Origin of the sequence: Paraburkholderia diazotrophica (assembly GCF_900108945.1) — a bacterium.
GTDB classification, from domain to species: Bacteria; Pseudomonadota; Gammaproteobacteria; order Burkholderiales; family Burkholderiaceae; genus Paraburkholderia; species Paraburkholderia diazotrophica.
This window is the reverse complement of record NZ_FNYE01000001.1, coordinates 304,296-323,555: the sequence shown is the minus strand read 5'-3', so window position 1 is coordinate 323,555 and position 19,260 is coordinate 304,296. Positions and strand designations below refer to the sequence as shown.

The 19,260-nt window shown below is 60.7% G+C and carries 32 protein-coding genes; 2 read left to right on the top strand and 30 right to left on the bottom strand.

The genetic code is table 11. From position 1 onward, the window contains the following. Positions 1-3 precede the first annotated feature (3 nt). The 29 genes from BMW76_RS01545 to BMW76_RS01405 all read right to left on the bottom strand — a co-directional run bounded on the left by BMW76_RS01545 (position 4) and on the right by BMW76_RS01405 (position 17,295). Entirely contained in the window at positions 4-933 is a 930-nt protein-coding gene (locus BMW76_RS01545; RefSeq protein ID WP_090861963.1) for a head decoration protein, read from the bottom strand. A 29-nt stretch (positions 934-962) separates the two neighbouring features. Then, positions 963-1,634 carry a hypothetical protein gene (locus BMW76_RS01540; protein WP_090861961.1) on the bottom strand — a complete coding sequence of 224 codons (672 nt, stop codon included), beginning with the start codon at positions 1,632-1,634 and terminating at the stop codon, positions 963-965. Positions 1,635-1,661: 27 nt separating this feature from the next. Beyond that, a complete protein-coding gene (locus BMW76_RS01535) occupies positions 1,662-2,540 on the bottom strand; it encodes a S49 family peptidase (protein ID WP_090861959.1) in 879 nt (292 codons plus the stop codon). Next, positions 2,537-4,225 (bottom strand): phage portal protein, encoded by a 1,689-nt coding sequence (locus BMW76_RS01530; protein ID WP_090861957.1) that lies wholly within the window; start codon positions 4,223-4,225, stop codon positions 2,537-2,539. The genes BMW76_RS01535 and BMW76_RS01530 overlap by 4 nt, the downstream gene beginning before the upstream one ends. Next, positions 4,225-4,470: a gpW family head-tail joining protein gene (gpW, locus tag BMW76_RS01525; protein WP_090861956.1), complete on the bottom strand. Its 246-nt coding sequence runs from the start codon at positions 4,468-4,470 to the stop codon at positions 4,225-4,227. Before gpW ends, BMW76_RS01530 begins: the two co-directional genes overlap by 1 nt. 7 nt (positions 4,471-4,477) lie before the next feature. Continuing rightward, entirely contained in the window at positions 4,478-6,637 is a 2,160-nt protein-coding gene (locus BMW76_RS01520; protein ID WP_322789257.1) for a phage terminase large subunit family protein, read from the bottom strand. Continuing rightward, a complete protein-coding gene (locus BMW76_RS01515; protein ID WP_090861954.1) occupies positions 6,573-7,166 on the bottom strand; it encodes a hypothetical protein in 594 nt (197 codons plus the stop codon). Before BMW76_RS01515 ends, BMW76_RS01520 begins: the two co-directional genes overlap by 65 nt. Before the next feature lie 176 nt (positions 7,167-7,342). After that, complete coding sequence (locus BMW76_RS01510; RefSeq protein ID WP_245763091.1) at positions 7,343-8,020, bottom strand: hypothetical protein; 678 nt, start codon at positions 8,018-8,020, stop codon at positions 7,343-7,345. A 7-nt stretch (positions 8,021-8,027) separates the two neighbouring features. Next, a complete protein-coding gene (locus tag BMW76_RS01505; RefSeq protein WP_090861953.1) occupies positions 8,028-8,300 on the bottom strand; it encodes a hypothetical protein in 273 nt (90 codons plus the stop codon). Positions 8,301-8,529: 229 nt separating this feature from the next. Then, positions 8,530-8,811: a hypothetical protein gene (locus BMW76_RS01500; RefSeq protein WP_245763090.1), complete on the bottom strand. Its 282-nt coding sequence runs from the start codon at positions 8,809-8,811 to the stop codon at positions 8,530-8,532. Between the two features lie 239 nt (positions 8,812-9,050). Beyond that, entirely contained in the window at positions 9,051-9,485 is a 435-nt protein-coding gene (locus BMW76_RS01495; protein WP_090861951.1) for a hypothetical protein, read from the bottom strand. 34 nt (positions 9,486-9,519) lie between these two features. Beyond that, positions 9,520-9,759, bottom strand: coding sequence for a hypothetical protein (locus BMW76_RS01490; RefSeq protein WP_245763089.1), 240 nt, complete (start codon positions 9,757-9,759; stop codon positions 9,520-9,522). Between the two features lie 11 nt (positions 9,760-9,770). Next, positions 9,771-10,022, bottom strand: a complete 252-nt coding sequence (locus tag BMW76_RS01485) for a phage portal protein (protein WP_090861947.1) — start codon at positions 10,020-10,022, stop codon at positions 9,771-9,773. Between the two features lie 2 nt (positions 10,023-10,024). Then, positions 10,025-10,219 (bottom strand): hypothetical protein, encoded by a 195-nt coding sequence (locus BMW76_RS01480; protein WP_090861945.1) that lies wholly within the window; start codon positions 10,217-10,219, stop codon positions 10,025-10,027. Next, on the bottom strand, positions 10,216-10,494 hold the full coding sequence (locus BMW76_RS01475; protein ID WP_143062188.1) for a hypothetical protein: 279 nt from the start codon (positions 10,492-10,494) through the stop codon (positions 10,216-10,218). Before BMW76_RS01475 ends, BMW76_RS01480 begins: the two co-directional genes overlap by 4 nt. A gap of 38 nt (positions 10,495-10,532) precedes the next feature. Continuing rightward, complete coding sequence (locus tag BMW76_RS01470; RefSeq protein ID WP_090861941.1) at positions 10,533-10,826, bottom strand: hypothetical protein; 294 nt, start codon at positions 10,824-10,826, stop codon at positions 10,533-10,535. Positions 10,827-10,840: 14 nt separating this feature from the next. Next, a complete protein-coding gene (locus BMW76_RS01465) occupies positions 10,841-11,575 on the bottom strand; it encodes a metallophosphoesterase (RefSeq protein ID WP_090861939.1) in 735 nt (244 codons plus the stop codon). Continuing rightward, positions 11,572-12,006, bottom strand: a complete 435-nt coding sequence (locus BMW76_RS41745; protein WP_090861937.1) for a DUF1364 family protein — start codon at positions 12,004-12,006, stop codon at positions 11,572-11,574. Before BMW76_RS41745 ends, BMW76_RS01465 begins: the two co-directional genes overlap by 4 nt. Beyond that, positions 12,003-12,803 (bottom strand): DUF4406 domain-containing protein, encoded by an 801-nt coding sequence (locus BMW76_RS01455; protein WP_090861935.1) that lies wholly within the window; start codon positions 12,801-12,803, stop codon positions 12,003-12,005. The genes BMW76_RS41745 and BMW76_RS01455 overlap by 4 nt, the downstream gene beginning before the upstream one ends. A 34-nt stretch (positions 12,804-12,837) precedes the next feature. Next, on the bottom strand, positions 12,838-13,260 hold the full coding sequence (locus BMW76_RS01450; RefSeq protein WP_143062187.1) for a hypothetical protein: 423 nt from the start codon (positions 13,258-13,260) through the stop codon (positions 12,838-12,840). Between the two features lie 140 nt (positions 13,261-13,400). Next, positions 13,401-13,967: a DUF1064 domain-containing protein gene (locus BMW76_RS01445; RefSeq protein WP_245763088.1), complete on the bottom strand. Its 567-nt coding sequence runs from the start codon at positions 13,965-13,967 to the stop codon at positions 13,401-13,403. A gap of 7 nt (positions 13,968-13,974) precedes the next feature. Beyond that, on the bottom strand, positions 13,975-14,475 hold the full coding sequence (locus BMW76_RS01440) for a hypothetical protein (RefSeq protein ID WP_143062186.1): 501 nt from the start codon (positions 14,473-14,475) through the stop codon (positions 13,975-13,977). A 13-nt stretch (positions 14,476-14,488) separates the two neighbouring features. Further along, positions 14,489-15,295, bottom strand: coding sequence for a helix-turn-helix domain-containing protein (locus tag BMW76_RS01435; RefSeq protein WP_090861926.1), 807 nt, complete (start codon positions 15,293-15,295; stop codon positions 14,489-14,491). Then, positions 15,292-15,552: a helix-turn-helix domain-containing protein gene (locus BMW76_RS01430; RefSeq protein ID WP_090861924.1), complete on the bottom strand. Its 261-nt coding sequence runs from the start codon at positions 15,550-15,552 to the stop codon at positions 15,292-15,294. Before BMW76_RS01430 ends, BMW76_RS01435 begins: the two co-directional genes overlap by 4 nt. Then, positions 15,549-15,860, bottom strand: coding sequence for a hypothetical protein (locus tag BMW76_RS01425; RefSeq protein ID WP_090861922.1), 312 nt, complete (start codon positions 15,858-15,860; stop codon positions 15,549-15,551). Before BMW76_RS01425 ends, BMW76_RS01430 begins: the two co-directional genes overlap by 4 nt. 14 nt (positions 15,861-15,874) lie before the next feature. Then, positions 15,875-16,147, bottom strand: a complete 273-nt coding sequence (locus BMW76_RS01420) for a hypothetical protein (protein ID WP_143062185.1) — start codon at positions 16,145-16,147, stop codon at positions 15,875-15,877. Positions 16,148-16,283: 136 nt separating this feature from the next. Next, on the bottom strand, positions 16,284-16,475 hold the full coding sequence (locus BMW76_RS01415; RefSeq protein ID WP_090861918.1) for a hypothetical protein: 192 nt from the start codon (positions 16,473-16,475) through the stop codon (positions 16,284-16,286). Between the two features lies 1 nt (position 16,476). Continuing rightward, positions 16,477-16,872, bottom strand: coding sequence for a hypothetical protein (locus BMW76_RS01410; RefSeq protein WP_090861916.1), 396 nt, complete (start codon positions 16,870-16,872; stop codon positions 16,477-16,479). 105 nt (positions 16,873-16,977) lie between these two features. After that, a complete protein-coding gene (locus BMW76_RS01405) occupies positions 16,978-17,295 on the bottom strand; it encodes a transcriptional regulator (RefSeq protein WP_090862518.1) in 318 nt (105 codons plus the stop codon). A 14-nt stretch (positions 17,296-17,309) separates the two neighbouring features. Between BMW76_RS01405 and BMW76_RS01400 the strand changes: the two genes are divergently transcribed. Next, positions 17,310-18,278, top strand: coding sequence for a helix-turn-helix domain-containing protein (locus tag BMW76_RS01400; protein ID WP_177200279.1), 969 nt, complete (start codon positions 17,310-17,312; stop codon positions 18,276-18,278). On the opposite strand, the gene BMW76_RS01395 is transcribed toward BMW76_RS01400, so the two are convergent. Next, positions 18,275-18,526, bottom strand: a complete 252-nt coding sequence (locus BMW76_RS01395) for a hypothetical protein (RefSeq protein ID WP_090861914.1) — start codon at positions 18,524-18,526, stop codon at positions 18,275-18,277. The genes BMW76_RS01400 and BMW76_RS01395 overlap by 4 nt on opposite strands. A 430-nt stretch (positions 18,527-18,956) precedes the next feature. Here BMW76_RS01395 and BMW76_RS01390 point away from each other — a divergent pair, with 430 nt between their 5' ends. After that, the gene (locus BMW76_RS01390; protein ID WP_090861912.1) at positions 18,957-19,160 is read left to right on the top strand and encodes a hypothetical protein; all 204 of its coding nucleotides are present in this window, start codon (positions 18,957-18,959) and stop codon (positions 19,158-19,160) included. The last annotated feature ends 100 nt before the right edge of the window (positions 19,161-19,260 follow it).

Genomic DNA, 19,260 nt, shown 5'->3' with positions numbered 1-19,260 from the left:
CGATCAGCGCGGGATGATGGTCAGTGCCTTCAGTTGCGCGAGCGCGGCGGTGATCGCAGCGGCACTCATGCCCGTCGGCCACACCAGTTCCGATGCGTTGACTTCGGCGAGACGCACGACCACAGCGCATGGCTTATCCGCGCTCGTGACATCCTTTGTCGCGAACAGGATGCCGCTCGGCACCTGCGAGCCGTCGACGTTGGCGGGATCGAACGGTTTGTACTTGCTCGAACCAGCCGCGACCGTGACCGTGAAGCTGTCGCCGGGCACGAAGGCGGTGCCGCCCGCGGTAATCGTGAACGAGAGACCGCCAGCCTTGAATGCCACTCCCGTCGTGCCGTGGCCGACTTCAGCGCCCGTCGGATCGGTGACGACGAAGTGCGTCGCATCGTCGAACTCGACCGAGTAGACGCCAGCCTTCGCGGCGTAGCCCTGCACACTCAGCGAGCCAATGGTGCCGTTGCCCGTGTTCGTGCCGGCCGCCGAGGCGATCGACGGATTGCCCGGCGTCGCTGTGGTCGTCAGCGTGAACGAGTCGCCTGCCGCGAACGGCGTGCCGCCGGCGGTGATCGTAAAGCCGATGCCGAGGCCGCTGAATGCGCTGCCGACGGTGCCGGTCGCCGTCTGGCCGTCCGGTGCCGTGACCGTGAATGCGGACGAGCTCGTGAGCGACACGAGGTATGCGCCGATCATCGTCGCCGGCGCAGCCTGCGGCGTGATCGCGCCGAACGTACCGTTGCCGGTGTTCGTGCCGAGCGCTGCGGCGACTGCCGTCAGCGCCGACAGGATGGTGCCAAGCACCGTACCTGCCAGGACTTTGACGCCACCGGTCAGCGTGCCCTGCTCGATCGATTGGTGGCCGTTCGCCTGCGAGACAAGAAAGCCACCGTTGTGCCAGTTTTCCTGAAACGGCGTGTAAGTCGGGTTACCCATGGTTCAGTTCCTTTGGGGCAGATGGTTGATTAACGGCGGGACGGGTTTGCAGCCTTGAGGTTCTCGTCCCAGCGTGCCGCCAAAGCCTGCTGACGAGACGGCTTGGTGCCGCCATCGGCGCCAAGGTTCGGGTTCCGCGCTGCGCGGTTCGAATGCGCTGCCGACGCCGGAGCGGGCGTGCCCTCCAGCGTGGCAATCGCTTCGTCGCGCGTCATGCGGGTCTTGAACGCGAGGTTCGCAGCGAGCACCGGGTTGCGTGCGGCAGCCTTCGAACCCATGATCGCAGCGCAACGCGCTTGCTCGCGACGACGCGCGCGAGCTGCAGCGCTCTTGCCGCGCATCTCGCCTTCGTCGTCTTCCGCGTCGGGATCGCTGTCGTCGTCTTCTTCGGCGTCCGGATCCTTGTCGTCGTCTTCGGCGCGCTGGCCCTTCTTGCCTTTGCCCGAGTCTTTTTCGACTTCGTCGTCGTTCTTGTCCTCGGCATCGGGTTTGTCGTCATCGCGCTCTTCAGCGCGCCGACCTTTCTTGCCCTTCGAATCGCCGCTGTCGCGGTCGTCTCGGTCCTGCTCGTCCATCTCATCGTCTTCCGCGCGTTCGTCATCGTCGCGGCGATCGTCGTCTTCGGCACGTGCTGCGCGGGATTTGCTGCCGCCGAGATAGGCGAACGAGAGCCCGCGCGCCGCGAGGGTGCGAATACTCATATTTGAACCTCTTGGGTTTGGGAAATGTCAGCCCAGCTCGGCGAGCAGGGATTGGAACGCCTCATCCGGCGCCATCACAGCGTCAGCGAAGCCGATCTCAACGCCAGCGGCGCCGAGAAAGGTGGTTGCCTGCGTCTTACGAACGACGTCGGCTGAAAGGTTGCGGTTTCGAGCGACCGTCTGGACGAACATTTCGCCCATTTCATCGACGTCGGCCTGGTACCGCTCGAGCGCCTCTTTCGAAAGCGGATTGAACTGGTTGCCATCGGCCTTGCGATCGCCGTATTTGATGATCGTGACCGCGAACCCAGCTTTGTCGATCGCCTTGCTTTGATCGACATGCATGCAGATAACTCCCACACTGCCTGTTCCACCAGTGCGAGGTACCGTGATCTGCTCGCACGCACTCGCCAGCGCGTATGCTGCGCTGTATGCCGATTCGTCGAGAATCGCGAGAGTGGGCTTGATCTTTCTGGATTGGTAGATCAGGTCGGCGGTATCGAAGCACGCCGCGACCTCACCCCCGGGCGAATCGATCTGCAACGCAATCGCCCGGACGGCCTTGTCCGACAACGCCTCTATGAAGTTGTTTCGAATAGCGTTATAGCCTAGCATCCCCGAATAAGGTCGGAGATAGCTACTTTTTTGCACAAGCGTTCCGGACACATCAATCACAGCGACGCCATTTATGACGTCGTATGGTTCGTTCAGATCTTTCTCAAGTGCGCCAGGCTCACCACCCATAAACGCCATCGGCTTGAGCGCGCCGGAATCCTCTCCAGAGAAATTGATTTCACCGACACCGAACCGGTTCGCGAGCACCCTCGCTATCACCTGTCCTTTGGTAGGGTGAATCGCCAGCGGCACGTCAAACACACGCGCCGCTGCGAATGGATAGGTTTTCATTGTGCTTGGGGTTCCTCTTCAGGCGTAGACGCCTCGGTGGCATTCTCGACACCAGACCAGCTCGGCGGCTTCATGCCAAGACGCTCGAACGCCTTGAGTTCGATTGCCCGCTGAGCGAGAACTTCTTCCCAGTCGAGACCTTGCTCAGCGCACTCGCGTTTGAGCGTCGACAAACCGGCATCCATGCCTAGGACGGCACCCTGCTTTTCCTTGACAGGATCGACCCATCCACGTGCCACACCGAGCCAGTCACAACGCGAATACGCAGTGGCGGCTTCGATGAAGTCCGGCGCGCCTGTTGGCAATACGTCGTCAAAGTCGCCGCGCTCCATTGCTTCCTGCAACCACGTCGCGAACAGCGGCGTCGCCGCGCCGACCTTGAATTCAGCATTGCGACGGCTGAGCGTCTTCCAGCTTTCGAGCAGCGCAGCGCGCGCGCTCGAATAGTTGGTCTTGCTCCAGTCCTGAGTGATCTGCTCAGCAGAGACGCCGAGCGCGGCCGCGATCGAGCGCAGCATTTCGTGCGCGAATTCGCCGAAACCACTATGCGGATGCGCTGCGGCGACCTGCTTGATTTCTTCGCCTGGAGCGAGCGTCGGGACACGAACGCCGTTGAGCATCGCGGGGCGCTCTTTCGCCCAGTCAGCGCGCAGTTCCTGGTAGTAGCCCATTTCCTGCTCGCCGCCGTCAGAATCCATCGCGGCTTCGATCATCGCGGGATCGTACGGGCTCGTGACGTACGTGCCGAAAATCGTCGCGACGGTCGCTGCCTGCAGTTCGACGCCGTAATACCGCGCAAGCATCTTTGCGTGCGCGAGCACGGGCGTGAATACGCCGATGCCGCGGTTCTGGCCCGCGCGATCGCGCTCGAAGTCGTGGATTACTCGACGCCAACCGTCCTCATCCTCGCGCTCGACGCGCTCCCATACCATCGACTCGGGTGCGTTATAGGTGTCGTTCTGATGCACCTTGCGGATGTGGTATGCGAGCGGCACGCCGTCGTCATCGATCTCGACGCCGCCGCGCAGATATTTCGTATCGACCATCTGATACGGATTCGAAAGACGGTCGGGGTCGACAACCAGGAACGACGTAGCATACTGAGCGCCGCCCCTTCCAACGCGCTCCGGCTTCCAGTAGGAAACGAGAAGCGCCTCACCGTCGACCAGCTTGTGACGCAACGCAAGCCGCAGTTGCTGAGAAACTGTCAGTTGGCGCGACACGTCGTTGTAGCGGCCGAGATCTTCCGAGTACAGGCGCCACAATGCTTCAACAGCCTGCCGGAAATCGTCAGCCCAAGTTGAATCGAACCCCTTCGCGAATCGGCGCAGCACACGCCAGTCAGGGCTTGCCGACAAGCGCAGTTGCGCGCCGACGGTGTTGTCCAGAATGCGAGTGACACCGCCGCTCGACCAACCATCATTCCGCGCAAGATCGCGCGAACGCGCGACCATGCGGTCGCGCCAATAATTGATTTCCGAGTCCGGCGAACGGATCCACGGATACCAATTGCCCATCTCGGGCGTGTCAACACGCGACGCCTCATAGGGAAAGGCGCTCCCGTATGGCTGCGTCACGCTGCCCGGAATGGTCAGCGGAGTGCCCGATCCAGAATCCGCGCGCGCACGTCCGCCGGCTGGCATGTCCGCAAACGGCTTGCCAGTCGAATCGACGATGAGTGACATCAGAAATAAATCCTGCGAGCGCGTGGATAGTGGCAAATGATCCCGAGAGCCTTTTGGAGCATCAGGATGCTGCGTTGAATCTGTGCAATGTCGCTCAGCTGATACGTGACCGACTTCGCGCCGTCGCCCTGGTTGTAGGTGGCCGTCACGATCTTCGCGCCCGACGACAGGTCGAAATAGGCCGCCTGCAAAGCGGTCAACCTCGCCTGCATGTCCGCAGTGCTCATTCCGTCCGTGATAGCCATTTCGTTCCTAAGCGAGTCGCCCTGTCAGTTTCTTTCGGGCTGGTTTAGCGCCAACTGGTTCCGGTACCGGCGAAGGCTGAGCCACTGGCTGCGCTGCGGGTTGCGGCACCCATGCCTGCTGCGACGCGTCGTAGTCGAGCGGTTGCGCAACGAGATCCGCGCGCCGGTTTAGCTTCAGGCCCAGATGCGTCAAACCGCAAAGCGCCGCGTACGCGTACACGCGGCAGTCGAGCGCTTCGTTCGCACGCCCCGACGGCAGTTCCCAGACGCGATACTTCTGGCCACCAGAGACCTTTACGACGGAACGCTCCGATGTGAGCTGCTCGAAGTAGCCAATGTCGCGATCGCTCGGGAAGTGCATGAATCCCGCGCCAGGCTCTTCGACGTGCAGCCGGTTCCGGATGGTGTCCTTCGCCGCGTTGACGCCGATGATCACCGGCCGAAAAGACGCTTTCGTCTTTCGCGTCGGCCTCTTCACAGGCCAGATCGGATTGCGCTTACCGCTGACCGCCGACTCACCCTTGATCGCCCATACCTTGCGGCCGAGACGGGCTTTCGAGAAGTCGTAGACCTTCTGCGTGTGGTGGCCGCCCGAGTCGATACACACCGCCATCGCTTCGAACGGTCGCCCGTCCGCGCGATGCCATATGCGATTCAGCAACGCGTCGAGCCGCTCCCATGGATCGGGCGTTTCCATGTCGCCTTCGATCACTTCATAAGCGATCGACCAGCTCTCTTCGTTGCGCCCCCAACCCACGACTTCGACTTCGAAGCGATAGTCCTGCGTGTCGACGCCGATCGTGATCACCGCGACGCCATCAGGCACTTCTGCGGCCCAGCGCTCACCACGCGCGACGAGCGCGTCCAGCTTCAACACCTTTCCGGAATTCGGCCGATATGGCATGCCGGCCTGCGTGTTCCACCAGGTCTGTTTCTTCTCTTCGTCGCCGTGCGCCTTCAGCCACTTCGCTGCAATGTCTGAAGGCTTGTCCTTCTGCCACGGGCTATAGAGCTTGCTCGCCTGGAATCCAGCGTGCTCGTTGTCGACCTTCCATTCGCCGCATTCCGGGCACTTGGCGCGATACACCGCGTGGCGGTCGCTTTCCCACCAGTCCCACACCTCGGCGATCGCGGCATCGGTCGTCGCCTGGCGCGAGTCTTCCGGGCCGCGCCACGCTCGCTCATAGGCATCGAGCGGAATATGCCGCGATCCGCAGCACTCGAAAGGCCTCGTCTGATGCCATCGTGCTGTCTGCAGCGCTCGCAGCCGATCACCTTCTGACCAGATCTCACCGCACGATTCGCACGCGATCCGCGCCGTCTTCGGGAAATGCTCAACGACGTTGCCGCTTTCGTCGCGACGCTTGTCCCAGTCGACGTGCTTGAAGAAGTCGGGGAACATGCGATGCCCGCAATGCGGGCATGCGATCGACGCGCGGCGTTGATCCGATTCCTTATAACTAGCCTCGATCCGGCTCTCGTCCTCGACCGTCGGCGAGCACGCGCGGATCGATAGCCAGTTGACGCCGAACGTTGCCGTCCGCTCTTCAGCCAGCGCGATAGGCTCGCCCTCGCGCGTCACAGGATACTTGTCGACCTCGTCCGCGAGGATGACGCGCACCGGGCGACGTGCAAGGTTGTCAGGGCTACCGGCGCCCGCGAGCGCGAGAAAGCCGCCGGGGAACGCCTTGAACAGCAGGGTCTCATCGGCATTGCGTGTCTTGCTCGTGCCCACCAGTTCACGCAGCGCGGGCGTCACGCGGATCAGCGGACTGATACGTTCCTTACTGAACTGCTCGGCAGCGTCCTCTTTCGGCTGAAGCAGCAGAATCGGGCACGGATCGAGGTGTGCAAAGTACCCAAAGACGTTTTCGAGCAACGCAGTCTTCAGCAGCTGCGTGCTCACCATCGTGGTAATGATGTGCACACCGGGCTCTGTCACTGCGAGCATCGGCCCGCGCGCGACTTCCACCGTCGATGTTTCCCAGTTGCCGGACGTGCTCCCGGCCTCCTTCGCCAGCTTGCGGAACTTGTCAGCCCATGCCGGTACGCTGATGCGCGGCGGTGGCGTCCATGCGCGCCGAACAGACGCACGGAGCCTGTCAGCCTTCCCTTTCGGAGAAATTGGCTTCAGGTTCGCCGAGCTGGGCGATTTGCTTGTGGACATGCGCGGTTAGAGCCTCGACAACTCGGTCGGCCTCGACGCCTAGATCGGCCGCCAAGATCGGACCCACTCTGGTCGGCCAGTTAAGCCACGCATCGCGCTGCGCCCGGAACTCCTCGAAGAGGATTGCTGTTGCGGTGTCCAGCTCGACAAGCGAACCGGACTTGCGTTCGTACTCGAGCTGAGCCATCAGCCCGAGGTAGTTCTCTTTGAAGCAGCGAGCCTCGTCGAAATCCATCAGCTCGACGTCGCCGGAAAGGATCTGCTTCGCCATGTCGCCGGCGCTTTCGCCAGCATCGAGAGCTACCCCTTTCGCTGCCTGGGTAACAGGCTGCCGCTTGTTACCCCTCGGCGCTTTCGACGCGGGTTCGGTAACAGCGGGCACGCCGTCGCGGCGATAGCGCTTCAGCAATTTGTTCGACGCCTCGACGTCGACCTGATCGCCCGCAAAGACAAGCCAGCCGCGCTCCTTCCACTTCGTGACCGTCTTGCGACTGACGCCGTGGAGTGCTGCGAACTCGCTCTGATTCATTGCGCGATCTGTTACCTGTTACCCAATTTTGAAAATTCAGCGCTGGTCGAAAACCGCAGTGCGCAGTGCCCGCGCATTCGGAAGGGCGCCGGAAGGACCCGTCGGGCCCCTATCCGGCCGCTTTTCGTTGCTTTTACGCAACATTTGTATCATTTCGTTGCGCGTTCGCAACACCGTCAGAGCTTCGCGGTTGCGATCGCCTGTCGCATCGCGATGTCGAACTCCCGCTCGAACGTTGCGTCTACAACCTCGAAAGCACGCTCGCCGAATTCCATGTGTTGCCGGACCGGACGGGCATCGCCGAACCGGACGAGCAGTTTGAGATGCCCTCGCGGACTGCCTTGCACGACTGAGCCACGCTTGCCTCGCACCTTCGTCACGCGAGCGGATGGAGGGCGGCGCCAAACGCCGCCGATCGTCTCGCCGGACGATGTCTTGATGTTGCCGATGAAGATGTCTGGTCGGGCCTGCAACCGTTTGAGCGCGGTCTTGCTGAAGTTGCCGTATTGGTTGAGCAGCGTCTTGTCTTTCGGATTGAGCCAGGTCCGGCCGGATCCGAGTAGCTTGTGGTTGCCGCCAAACTCAAACGGTTCAAGATATGCCGCGGCGATGTCCTTAATGAACACGCGCGCTTCGACGTCGTTCTTGCGTGCGCCCTTCACCGCAACCGAATTGACGGTGAATGGCGTTGGCCGGTCGAACACTGCCGGCATCGCCTCTTTCTCTGCCGCCTGCGCATTCTTCGCCACGGCAGTCAGCGCTTTCGCTGTCGCAAATGGCAGTTGCTGCTTTTCCAGATCGTTCAGCGACTTTGTCAGTCGCTTCAGGTCGTCCGAAACACTGATCTGGAACACGATTGCCTCAGCGTTTTAGCCAAGCGGCGGGAAGCGCTTCACCGTCTTGCGGACCGTCGTATAACGGCACATCGAGCATCAGACGCGATGGCGCGCCCGCAGGGAAAGCGGTGACCGACACGAGCGCGATCGCCTTCTCAGGCAACAGCGCTGCATCGGTCGTCGCATCGGTGATGATCGCCGCCACCTTCCGCTTGCCGTTCTGCCAGATCGACGAACGCATCAATGCGATCTCGCCCACAAGGGCGTCCGCATCGATTTTCTTGGTGGCACGTGCCATTCAGTCACCGGAAATAAAAAAGCCCGCTGCCGTTGGGCGCGGGCGAATCCGCGACTCTCATCACGGAGGAGACATTCTTTCGACCTCACTCTCATCGAAGCCGACAACCCGTTCGCCGTCTATATTGGCGCGCTCAGCCAGCCTTGCCAGCAGTCTTCGGCTCGGATGAGAGTGCCAGCCCGGATGTGAGCTGCGGCGCCGACCGCCGCGTGGCTGGCTTGAACGGGATTTACTTCTCGGCGGGCGTGAAGTCGACGTAGAACTTGTCGCCGTGCTTGAACTTGCCCCACAACGCGGGATTGGCGATGTGGATCTGCAGCGTGGCGCCGGGCGAATACTTCGCGAAGGTGTTGTCTTCGTCGAGACCCGTTTCGTCGTACGGTGTCGCTTTGCACACGGCGTGCATCGTCAGAGTCTCCGTCGACTTCTCTTTCGGCTGGCCTTCCGGCGCCCACCCGAAGTTTTCTTGCACCATGCTGACTTGCAGCTTTGCGCGCATCGTCGTGCTCATGTCCTGCTCCTTGTTTATTCGTCGCCTTCGATCTGTTCGGCGAGATCCATGTACGTCTTGCTGAAACCGAGGCAGATCGTGCTCAGGAGCAGCAGCCATGCAGTCACGGGGTTCATGCACATTTCGGCGCTCCAATGCAAAAAGCCGCCTCAGTGGGCGGCTTTCTCTACCGACGACTTCGCCTCCCAGTCGGGAAGCGAAAGCTCACGCGCAAGGCGGATTCGGTCATCTGTGCGCGATCATAGAACAAACGGTTCGGGTTTACAACCGTCCGTTCGAATATTTTTGATGATCTGTTGCGCGGACAACGCAGCGATCCGTTTGGAGATTGCCGCGTGCGCTTCGGCGAGCACGATCTCGAAGCGTCGGCCGCGCAGCACCGCGCGATGCGTCTTGCGCATCCTCGTCTGCACCTGCTCAGGCGACATGCGCAAAACGTATGTGTACTTCAACACCCACTTCGACACATGGTCGGGCATCGCCGACCATGCTGCCTCGATCAGCCAGCCGTCTTTCTCGACCGGCGTCACGTTCGACGGTGTTTCCGCTGCCGCATCGCGCATTGCGACGTACATGTGCGCCCATTGCGCGCACACGCCGCTTTGAAATTTCGGGGAGCGCACGGTAAATCCCCAGTTGTCCAGCCGTTCTTCAATGCTTTGAAATTCGCTCATCAAGCCCCCGTGCTGATTTGAATCGTTTGAACGTTCATGCATGCGCCGCCGCGCGAAACTTGGCGTATGGGCCGCGCACATAGCGTTCGAACCGCGCCTTTGCCTCCGCACTGTGATCGAGCTGCGCGCGGCTTTCGATGCAGCATCGCGCGCGGATGAACTCGGCGGCGTCGCGCGGCGTGTTCGCTGGCTGGTTCGTCGAGCGCATCCATTCGAGGAACAGCGGCTCGTTCGCCCAGCGTCCGGCCAGATTGGCGAGTGGTCCACCTTTCATTGGCGCCTGCATTAATGCACCACCACGTAGTTGATCCCGTGATGCGAAAGCCAGTCGCCCAAGCCATGCCGAAGATCAGGGACTTGCGGCCACGGATACTCGATCTGGATTCGGCCGCCGCTCAGCTCCTCAATCTGCCCGACCAGCGGGCAACCGACGAATGCAACAAGCTTTACGGCGCCGTTGTCGTCCATGCGCTGACGGCTGCTGTCGATCAGCGCCTGCGGCACGTCGGCCCATTGGATGTATGCGTGTGCGCTCATCGTCAATTGCCTCCCATCAGAACCACACCAAGGGCGTCCGGGTATTCCGTCATGTTGATCATGATCTTCGGGCGCGAAGCATCGTCGATACCAGTGAGGACGAGGTTCTCTTTGCTCCACTTCCCGAGTGCATAGGCTTCCAGATCGCTCTCGGGCACGATCAGCAGCGCTCCGTTTGCTTGAATCGTCGTTTTCATCGCGCAACCCCATTGCGTTTTTGCACCGCCAGCGCCTTCTCGCAGGCCTTGCAGCGCGGATAGTTACCGGCGAGGAACAGTTCAGAATCGACGGCTGAAACGCGGCCGCAGAGCGAATGCCGATCACCCCAGCGATTCAGATCGCCGCGCATCCAATGAACCTTGTTGCCGCCGAATGCCCTCAGCGCCCATTGCGGGAAGCCGCGCCCTTCTGCCGCGTTGCCGCTGAAGAACCCCTCGCGGATACGACCGTCGACGAATACGGCAGGCTGCATCTCGCCCGGCACAATCGGCGTGAGTCGAATTACGCCCTTCATTCAGCCTCCCTCACATCCCATTCAAGATCGCCGCTCGCGAGAAACGCGGCGAGCGATTTTCTGTTCCAATTGATAGGCGCCTCGACCGTGTACGTGCCGTCCGGATTCGGACTTATGACCGCCTTCGCACTGTATTGCTCAGGCAGGTAGGCATCGGCGTAGATCCACGAAGCACATGACTTCCCAGCGCGCAGCGTGCGAACCGGTCCGCGCACACGAACGACCTGGCATTCGAATGTTTCGTAGTGGTCGACTCGGTGAGTGCCGCGCATCATCGACGCAAGCGTCATCCTTACTGCTAGCCTCAAGCGGCCTCCCATTCCAGTGACCGGGTGCGCGGCGGCGTCGATTCGAGCGTTTCGAGATTCAGGAAGGTAAAGCTCCCGCCGCGCAGCCACCCGCCCGTGTCGATGTGATAGACGTTGCCGAGCGCCGCAGGGCGCCTCAGCGGCGTATGCCCGACAACCACCGCGCGCATGTCCGGGACGCCCGAATGATCTTCCGACTGAATACGATCACGGTTCCAGAGCACATCGTTCGTCACGCGTTTCAGCTTGTTGTTGCTGTCGACGCAGGCGAATGCCTGGACCATGTCGGCCCATGTCTTGCCGTGTATGTCCGCGTGCACGATGCCGACCAAGCCACCATCCGTCTCGACCTCAATCGCATAGGGCAGCGTAGCCATCGCGTCGGCATATTCGACCTGCTGGTGACGCTGCATTCCGATTAGCCATGCGCCACCGTTCATCATGTAGTGGTCACGATCGCGATTGCCCGGCTCCACGTAACGGATCGCCATGTCTTCGTGATTGCCCTGCACCGCGTGGAACCACGGCTTATTGATCCAATCGATGACGGCGCTCGACTGCGGACCGCGGTCGACCAGATCGCCCACAGAAAACAGCCTGTCGATGCACTCATCGAAGCGGATAGCCGCGAGCTCAATCTCAAGCGCAGCGAAACACCCGTGGATGTCTCCGACGACGAAATCGCGGCCGACGGCGTTGCGCGCAAAGCGCTGAACGTATTTCGTGATCAAGCTGCCTCCTGAAGTTCAATTCCCATCTTTCTGGCCCTGACGGGCACCCATGCTTCGAAAGCAATGTCCCACGCTGCGAACTTGTGCTCGCGCAGGCCGGGCCCCTGATCAAGCAGCGAATGACAATTCGCGCATCCGGGCACGGTGAATTCGTGTTTCGCCTTGATCCCCATACCCTTCCCGTGCCTCGCCTGATTCGAGTGGCAAGGCACGACCGTCTCGCCGGCGCCCAGGCAACCGCGCATCCTCAGAAAGCACGGTTCACCTTGGCATGCCGCGAGATACTTCGAACCCTCTGCGACCGTCGGCTTCTTGACTCGCGACTTCATCCGCGATCGCCTCAGCGGCGTATCGGGCAGCGGCGCATCCTTCCGTGACCAGCTGCCGCGTGCCATCGGTTTCGTTCGCGGCTTGAATCCGGAGCGCTTCATGCAGCTTCTGCTTCCGCCGGCGCGATCACATCCGTGCTGAGCACGGGCATGTCTCCAGCCAGGCCGATGATGTTGCGAGCGTCATACACGCGCAGACCGAGCGCGCGAGCAAGGTATTGCTCGATCGATGCGCCGCGCGACTTTGCCCAGCCTTCGAGCAGCGCTATACCGTCGCAGTCGACGAGCTGCTTGATGTCCGCGCGCATGCATTCCAGCCAGCCAGCCGACGGATCGACGTTGATCTCCGCCGGGTTGACGATCTCGTAACCCATTGCGCGCAGACGCGCAGTCTCGGCATGAAACGCCGGAAAATTTAGCTGTGGGAATCCTGTCATCGGCCCAGCCACATATAGGCGCATCAATCGCCCCTCCAAGTATTTCGCAGCTACACGCAGGCGCTGCGGGTCATCAAACATGTTTCCGATCGCCAAATTGCAGTTGCGGCACAGGATTCCTCGCGGTTTTCCTGTCACATGATCGTGATCACCAACCAATTCATGTTTCGACGCGCAGATCGCGCATTGCTTTGGAAAGTGAGCGAATGCGGGAGCGTGTCGCAAGCCATGTCCCTTCGCGGCGCGCCTACATCTGAGCGAGCAAAAAATCGCGTTCTGCGCTGCCGTTAAGAACACAACCCCGCACGCGCAAACTTTCCGGTGTTTTCGCTCCCGCACCTTGCCCGCATTCGCCAAGCTGATCTTGGCTTTTCGTCCTTCGCTATGCGGCTTCCCCTCACGCGCCGCGCTCATCTTCCGTCGCGATTCTTCGCTGTGTTTGAAGCCCTTCGGGACCGGCATCAACCTCGCTCCATCGGGCCTGCGATGTAAAGCTTCATGCAGCAGCCCTCCCGACCATCACCATCGACTTGAATGCGGCCGTGACGACCGCATCAGCGCGCGGCCACCATTCGGCAACCGTGCTGTGACGCCAGTCGAGTTCTTCATCATGCGAGTCGTCGAACGGATCAGATTCCACCTGCTGACGCGCGAGACGACGCATCCGGTGCTCCAGTTGCGTGCGCGATGCCGGGCGTGGAGCGTCTTCGCCCGAGCCTAAAACATAGATCGGCTCTATATAGCGATCGGTCCATGCATGGATGTGCACCAACTTCTCGGCGTGCAGCTCGTTCATCAACTGGCGGATGAACTTCTTTTTGCCCTTTTGCGATGCCGCGAGCTCGCCGCACGATCTCGGCGCGCCACTTTTCAATTCCTCGATGATTCGATCGCGCAGCGGCAACTGCTTGACCTTCACGAGATTCAGGCGACGCGCCTGTGCGCAGACGTCGTTGACTTTTCGTCCCGGCAGCAGGTGAATCTGCTCTTCAACAGACAGTGTCGATGCGTATATCTGCCGCACGAGCTCTTTCTCCGCGTCCGACCATTTGACCCAGTTCATTTGACCTCCACGATGTCGACACCAAGCACCGCCTTCATGAGGTGTCGTTTGATCCTGAATCCCTCTGTGACGCGGCCTTTGACGTCTTCCGTCACGGTCTTGCCATCCTTCTCGTAGACGAAGTCGGCGACGTACCGGAGTGCCGGCCGCTTCCGGCCATTGATGACGACAGCCGGCGCGAGCACGAACGGCACCTGCAGCTCGAGTTCCGTGATCTCGCCGCGCGCCTGCATTTGCACGAGCTCATGCCAGCGCTTCATCTCCGCTCGGCTGTCGAACTTGATGCCGCCCGCCTCGCACTTCTCGTTGCGATACTTCGATGGCTTCTTCGCGGGCTGCTGGCGGATCAGCAACGGATCGAACGGGTCGTCGACGTCGATCGCAGCCGTCTGCGGCGGGACGCCCGTCTTCTCGTAGATGCGGCGCTGCGCCGTCGTCATCGGAGCGCGAACCGACTCCCGCACGCGCGCCGTGCCGACTTGCGTCGTACCTTCCGGATAGCGAAGAGCATTCGCGCGCGCCGTCATTGCTTCGGCTCCCAACGGACCGGCGTCAGGTTGCACGCCACGATCATGCCCGCGCCCTCATCGGCATCGCATCGAGACGCAGGAGCGTCGCCGCTTCATCGCCGCCGGCATGGCCGACTGCCTTCGCAATCAACACGTGCAGCCCCTTGATGCCCTCGCTCGTCCGGATGCCGCCCTCACGTTGCAAGCGCGTCTCGGCGATCGCTCGGCGGGCACGCTGGACCTGTTCGGAGCGCAATGCCTCACTCATCTCCAGTCGCGGCGCTTCTGTACCGGCCGTCCACTGGCGCGGCATCAGTGATTTGCAGATGTCGCGGAACTCAGGCAACGTCGGCGGAAATGTCTTGTGCTTTTCCGTGCACTTCGCCAGCGCCTTCATGACGATCGGTTGCGGGAATTCGCGCAGGCCGTTGAGCCAGACCGAGCGGGCCGACTTCATACCGACGTCCTCGCCGTCATCGTCAACCTGGCCGATCCGATATTTGTCGAGTACCGAGTTGCCGTACATGCCGTGAAGCAGCATGAACAAACGGCGGATCTGCACTTCGTCGATTGCGTCAGACATCGATGTACTCCTGCGTCGTGGTGCGTGTGGGGAAGATCGCGGCTGCGGCGGCGCTCCGGTCATTGCGCGAGCCTTGATGGCCACCGCGGCGCGACAGCTGCGCCCAATCGGCACGAACGGCTTCCATGAACGCGTCATCCCAGCTCGCGTAGCGATAGCCATTTGCGCGCGCCTTGGTGACGAAAGCAGCGAAATGCTGCTCAAGCTGCGTGTGGCCGTTTCCAGCGGCCCAAGCACGAACTCGTTCGCTGATTGCGAAGTCGGTGGGCAGTTCAGTCTTCACCGTCTTCGTCGTCGAACCGCGTTGCGAGCGTGTAGGACGCGCAGCGTCCGTATGCTCTTGGTTAACTGACGGATTAATGGACGGGTTAAAGGACGTATTGGGTGCACGTGGTGCACCCCGTTCTGGAACCACGTGCACCCCGTCTTGGAACGACGTGCACCCCGTTACGGAACCACGTGCACCCCGTTGTTTACGGGGTGCACCAGATGCACCCCGTTTTTCTTCCTGCGGCATTGCCAGATCGTAGGAAATCGGACGGCGATCGCCACGGTCGATATAGGCCTGCACAACTGCCTGATTCCCGCGCGTTATGACGCCGAGTTCTTCCATTTCGGCAAGCTTGTTGCGCACTGCGCGCTCGGACAGGCCCGTTTGACGCACTAGCGTGTCGGCGGACGGGAACGCCGCCTTGCCATTCACGTCGGCGTAGTTTGCCAACACAAGCAGCACGTGGCGCGCCGTCGGGCTCGCGACGATCTCTTGGTCCATCGCCCAGACCATCGCTTGGATGCTCATGCGGCGGCTCCAAGTTTCACTCGGTAAACGATGCCGTCTTCCTGCGCCTCGACGTCGACCAGACCGGCCGCCTGCAACGACTTGATCTGCGCGCGCACAGCCGACGCAGACAGGCCGCACTTCGCGCTGAGCACACGAATCGATGGGAAGCACTCGCCCGTCGATTGCTGCGCGAAGTCTGCGAGCGCCAGCAGCACGATCTTCTGTGCCGCGCGCAGGTCGCGTTGCCACGCGAGATTGACGAGATGGAAACTCATTGGGCCTTTACCGGTTTGGTATCGAGCAGCTGGTGGCTCGTCTGCGTCGCGAGATCCTTGCGGGTCCCGACGACGAACAGGCGCTTTGCGTCGATCAGCTCACGCACTCGGCCGCAGACGCTGCCCATTTTTTTGTTCGTGATCGCAGCGATGTCTTCACGCGTGAGCGGCGGGATTCCCGCTTTGAACGCGTCGAGCACGACCTTCTGGCCCGCAGTCAGATCCTTGACCGAAAGGCCGTGATAGGCGTCCTGCTGCGTGCTCTGGACGCGACGGCCCGAGCGCGGGCTGATGAATTCGGTCTCCATGGCGACTCCGGTCGTTACTTGACGGGGCGAAGCGCGTGCGAGCGCTTGCTGTGTTGCTGCATCGTCGGCGCCGAGCGCATTGCGCCGCTCGGGTGCGTGTCGACCATGTAGAAGCGCTTCGCGCGCTCCTGCTCTTTTTTGCCGATGAACGGGTAACCGTAGCGGTTGCTCGATTGCCTTCCACCGACCGCACGATGGCCGGCGCGACGCGCCTGCTTTGCATACGGCGTAAAGCTCGCGCCAGCCGACATCAGCGCCGAGAGAATCGACATAACTGCACTCTTCATGGGTGATCTCCTGCGGCGCCTGCCGCGTAGGACTACTAATCGGAAACAGAAGGCGGCTGGCTTTCCAATCGCCTTGTGTTGCAGATCAGCTTCTGATCCCCGTCGAGATGACCGCGTATCTCAGCGGCCATCCCTGTTAATGCTTCGTTTCCTGATGTGAATCGAGTAGCAGATGGCCCACAACTCGGAATGCTTCTGCCACTTCGGGCTTTTCTGATGCTTGTTTTTCAATTCCTTTCAACAGTTCGTCTTTGCAATTGCCCCCAACCTGCTGCCGGGCTTCCTCTACGGCCTGTCGGCCTATGCGAAGAGCCTCGTCATGTGTCATTTCATGGCGTCTCCTGTCTGTGAATCACCTCTTCCATCAGCGTCAGCATCGCCATGCGCGACAGCCATTGCGACACCGCGCGATTCCCCACAACACGCTCGAAGTCAGCGACCAGACGCGCTGGCAGATCCTGCCGAGGCTTCCCGTGACGATCGACGGCTTCGCGGTTGAGCATGTTCGACATGTGCGACGGCGGCACGTCGAGCAGTTCGGCACACGTTCTTTGCGTCATGCCGCGCACAGCCCGGTTCTCCCAGGCGAGCACAACGGCATCACGGAAAGACGCGCATGCGGCGATCTGCTCGCGCGACAAAAACCTCGCCGACGCACGGCCTTCGCGCATCATGGGCTCCAGAACAGGTGCAGCGGCCTTATACGGCGTTTGTTCCATCTGCATCGTTTAGGTCCTATAGAAAAAAACAACCGGATTCCAACTGGAATTACGACTCGGTCGAGACTTCAAATGAAGGCGTCGCATTGACGCCTTCATTTCATGACCGAACTACTGAACTGCGCTGGCTCGCGCCAACTTGCTGCCCTTCTTCACTCCACCGACAGGCGGCTGCACATCGTCGGAAGCATCCTGCTTCGCCGGCTCGACCAGCTCCGGCCAGATCGATTGCCAGTCATCGGGGCGCAGCATCTGGCGAGTTACGATACCGTTGGTAGCCTGCTCGATCGGGGTACAGTGTTCGATGGGCACCTTGCGGCCCGGAGACATCCACTGATGAACAGCGCCCTTCGTGACGCCGAGCTTTTCAGCAAGCGCTTTAAAGCCGCCTACTTCGGCTGCGGCAATCGCTACGGGGTGCTTATTCATGTGGAGGTCGGGCAATGAGTGATGTCCGAACCAAGTATAGAGATTCTAGACCTGAAAGTAAAGAAAATCACGACCCGTCGCGTTTAGATTTCCTATACCCTCCGCGCATGGAAATGAGAAACTGGATAAGGTCCGCCCGCAAGAAAGCCGACCTAACACAAGAACAGCTCGGCGAAAAGCTCGGAGTGACCAAGGGAAACGTGTCTGCTTGGGAAAATGGCAGGCACGAGCCGAGCTATGCTCAGATCCAAGAGATTTCGGTCGTTACCAAGTACCCGATGCCGGACTCTCAGCCAGGCGCCTCCGCGTTGGCCACCCTTGACAGCAAAGACGTGGCTGAACGTGTGCAGGAGATGCTGACGGAAACAGGCATGGACGCAGCAGCTTTTGCTGCTAAAGTCGAGATTCCTCTGGAGAGAGTGGAGTCATGGCTTAAGGGAGCGGCGATCAGTATTGTGGAAGCCGTCGCTATCCAGAATGTTTTTGGCTACAACAGTGCCTGGGTGCTAGCCCGCGTGGGCGAGAAAAAGGCCGCTATCCAGTACAACGACGAGTACCGGCCGAAGGCACTCGGCAAAAGAAAAGCACTTGCGGTGGTGGGAATGGCTCAGCTGGGCGACAACGGTTTCTGGGCGGAGGTTGAATATCCGGTCGGTCACGGTGATGGGTACATAGATTGGCCGACAACGGACCCGGACGCATATGCGATCGAGTGCTCGGGAGAATCGATGCGGCCCCGCATCAAGCACGGCGAGTTCGTGATCATCGAACCAAACCACCCGTTTCAGCCGGGCGATGAAGTCCTCGTTAAATCGAAAGACGGTCGCGTGATGATTAAGGAATTGGCATACAAGGCCGCAGGACGGTACACACTGCTGTCAGTCAATGAAACCCATGGACGGATCACACTCGAAGAGACCGAGATCGACAAGATTCACTACGTAGCCGGAATCGCTAAGCCGTCCATGTGGCGCCCGGATTAATACGGCTCGAATCTGCCATCAGAATCCGATACGCGGAGCTGGGTAACTCTCCCGTTTCCGCTCTCGCGGGCCTGCCGCGCGTTCAACGCACGTAACTCATCCCGAATGTCCGCGAGCAGCGCGACGGTCTCATCGACCTTCCAATACCACAGCACCGCAGCTCGTATCCACATGGCCAGTTCGCGCAGCGCGAAGTAGCCGATCACGACGAGCAGAACCCCGATTCCCCACCAGACAGCCGTCCACATTTTGGCCCCCTTTATAGTGGCGAAGATGTTACACCGGCCACGCCATCACAGCACCGATTGCGCTGTTACAAATTTCATGTATTGATTTTCTTGACTACAGTTGTCTAGGTTTTCTATACTTCGTCTCAAGCGCTGAGTCATCAGCGCGGACGTGCGGAGCGCCCTAAGCTCAGGACATTGCAGAGCAGTGTCTTGTACTTAGAGCGCATCTCACACACCACCAGATCGTCTGGAGTGAGAGATGAACGTCAGAAAAGCGATGCGACGTGCAGCTGCAAAAAGCCTCGACGGCCATTGCCGTTTCGTCGCAAGCATCGGTCGATCGACCGTAGTCCTCACCCTCTCTGATCTGGCCCATTGCCCGAAGGCGCGCGTACAGGTGGCGTTCTCTGCCGGCCGACTCGTAGTGCCTCGCTGATAGGTGATCGAGATGGAAGCCATTCACCCGCTGCACTCCGCAGCGTCGCGCATGGTCGACGAAGTCGAGTACTTCGCCAGCATGCCGCCGCTCACGGACGAAGAGCTCGCGCAGTACTCGCGCCGCACGACGAAGCGCCCGCTGCTCTGCTTCGCGACCCTCGCCGCTATGCCCTTCATCATCGAAGGCGTCTGCCGCCTGCTTAAGGTGTGGTGATGCGCGAACAGATTCGAATCTGGGCTGGTGCCGCCGCTGTCGTCGTGCTCTACCTGCTCATGTGCTCCGCGTCAGATCAGCGCGCGGCCGAATTTCAACG

Bases quoted from the DNA above. Each gene is read 5' to 3' on its own strand.
- BMW76_RS01545 (WP_090861963.1), bottom strand. From the start codon at position 933: ATGGGTAACCCGACTTACACGCCGTTTCAGGAAAACTGGCACAACGGT.
- BMW76_RS01540 (WP_090861961.1), bottom strand. From the start codon at position 1,634: ATGAGTATTCGCACCCTCGCGGCGCGCGGGCTCTCGTTCGCCTATCTC.
- BMW76_RS01535 (WP_090861959.1), bottom strand. From the start codon at position 2,540: ATGAAAACCTATCCATTCGCAGCGGCGCGTGTGTTTGACGTGCCGCTG.
- BMW76_RS01530 (WP_090861957.1), bottom strand. From the start codon at position 4,225: ATGTCACTCATCGTCGATTCGACTGGCAAGCCGTTTGCGGACATGCCA.
- gpW (WP_090861956.1), bottom strand. From the start codon at position 4,470: ATGGCTATCACGGACGGAATGAGCACTGCGGACATGCAGGCGAGGTTG.
- BMW76_RS01520 (WP_322789257.1), bottom strand. From the start codon at position 6,637: ATGTCCACAAGCAAATCGCCCAGCTCGGCGAACCTGAAGCCAATTTCT.
- BMW76_RS01515 (WP_090861954.1), bottom strand. From the start codon at position 7,166: ATGAATCAGAGCGAGTTCGCAGCACTCCACGGCGTCAGTCGCAAGACG.
- BMW76_RS01505 (WP_090861953.1), bottom strand. From the start codon at position 8,300: ATGGCACGTGCCACCAAGAAAATCGATGCGGACGCCCTTGTGGGCGAG.
- BMW76_RS01500 (WP_245763090.1), bottom strand. From the start codon at position 8,811: ATGAGCACGACGATGCGCGCAAAGCTGCAAGTCAGCATGGTGCAAGAA.
- BMW76_RS01495 (WP_090861951.1), bottom strand. From the start codon at position 9,485: ATGAGCGAATTTCAAAGCATTGAAGAACGGCTGGACAACTGGGGATTT.
- BMW76_RS01490 (WP_245763089.1), bottom strand. From the start codon at position 9,759: ATGAAAGGTGGACCACTCGCCAATCTGGCCGGACGCTGGGCGAACGAG.
- BMW76_RS01485 (WP_090861947.1), bottom strand. From the start codon at position 10,022: ATGAGCGCACACGCATACATCCAATGGGCCGACGTGCCGCAGGCGCTG.
- BMW76_RS01480 (WP_090861945.1), bottom strand. From the start codon at position 10,219: ATGAAAACGACGATTCAAGCAAACGGAGCGCTGCTGATCGTGCCCGAG.
- BMW76_RS01475 (WP_143062188.1), bottom strand. From the start codon at position 10,494: ATGCAGCCTGCCGTATTCGTCGACGGTCGTATCCGCGAGGGGTTCTTC.
- BMW76_RS01470 (WP_090861941.1), bottom strand. From the start codon at position 10,826: ATGACGCTTGCGTCGATGATGCGCGGCACTCACCGAGTCGACCACTAC.
- BMW76_RS41745 (WP_090861937.1), bottom strand. From the start codon at position 12,006: ATGAAGCGCTCCGGATTCAAGCCGCGAACGAAACCGATGGCACGCGGC.
- BMW76_RS01455 (WP_090861935.1), bottom strand. From the start codon at position 12,803: ATGCCGGTCCCGAAGGGCTTCAAACACAGCGAAGAATCGCGACGGAAG.
- BMW76_RS01435 (WP_090861926.1), bottom strand. From the start codon at position 15,295: ATGAGCATCCAAGCGATGGTCTGGGCGATGGACCAAGAGATCGTCGCG.
- BMW76_RS01430 (WP_090861924.1), bottom strand. From the start codon at position 15,552: ATGAGTTTCCATCTCGTCAATCTCGCGTGGCAACGCGACCTGCGCGCG.
- BMW76_RS01425 (WP_090861922.1), bottom strand. From the start codon at position 15,860: ATGGAGACCGAATTCATCAGCCCGCGCTCGGGCCGTCGCGTCCAGAGC.
- BMW76_RS01420 (WP_143062185.1), bottom strand. From the start codon at position 16,147: ATGAAGAGTGCAGTTATGTCGATTCTCTCGGCGCTGATGTCGGCTGGC.
- BMW76_RS01415 (WP_090861918.1), bottom strand. From the start codon at position 16,475: ATGACACATGACGAGGCTCTTCGCATAGGCCGACAGGCCGTAGAGGAA.
- BMW76_RS01410 (WP_090861916.1), bottom strand. From the start codon at position 16,872: ATGCAGATGGAACAAACGCCGTATAAGGCCGCTGCACCTGTTCTGGAG.
- BMW76_RS01405 (WP_090862518.1), bottom strand. From the start codon at position 17,295: ATGAATAAGCACCCCGTAGCGATTGCCGCAGCCGAAGTAGGCGGCTTT.
- BMW76_RS01400 (WP_177200279.1), top strand. From the start codon at position 17,310: ATGAGTGATGTCCGAACCAAGTATAGAGATTCTAGACCTGAAAGTAAA.
- BMW76_RS01395 (WP_090861914.1), bottom strand. From the start codon at position 18,526: ATGTGGACGGCTGTCTGGTGGGGAATCGGGGTTCTGCTCGTCGTGATC.
- BMW76_RS01390 (WP_090861912.1), top strand. From the start codon at position 18,957: ATGGAAGCCATTCACCCGCTGCACTCCGCAGCGTCGCGCATGGTCGAC.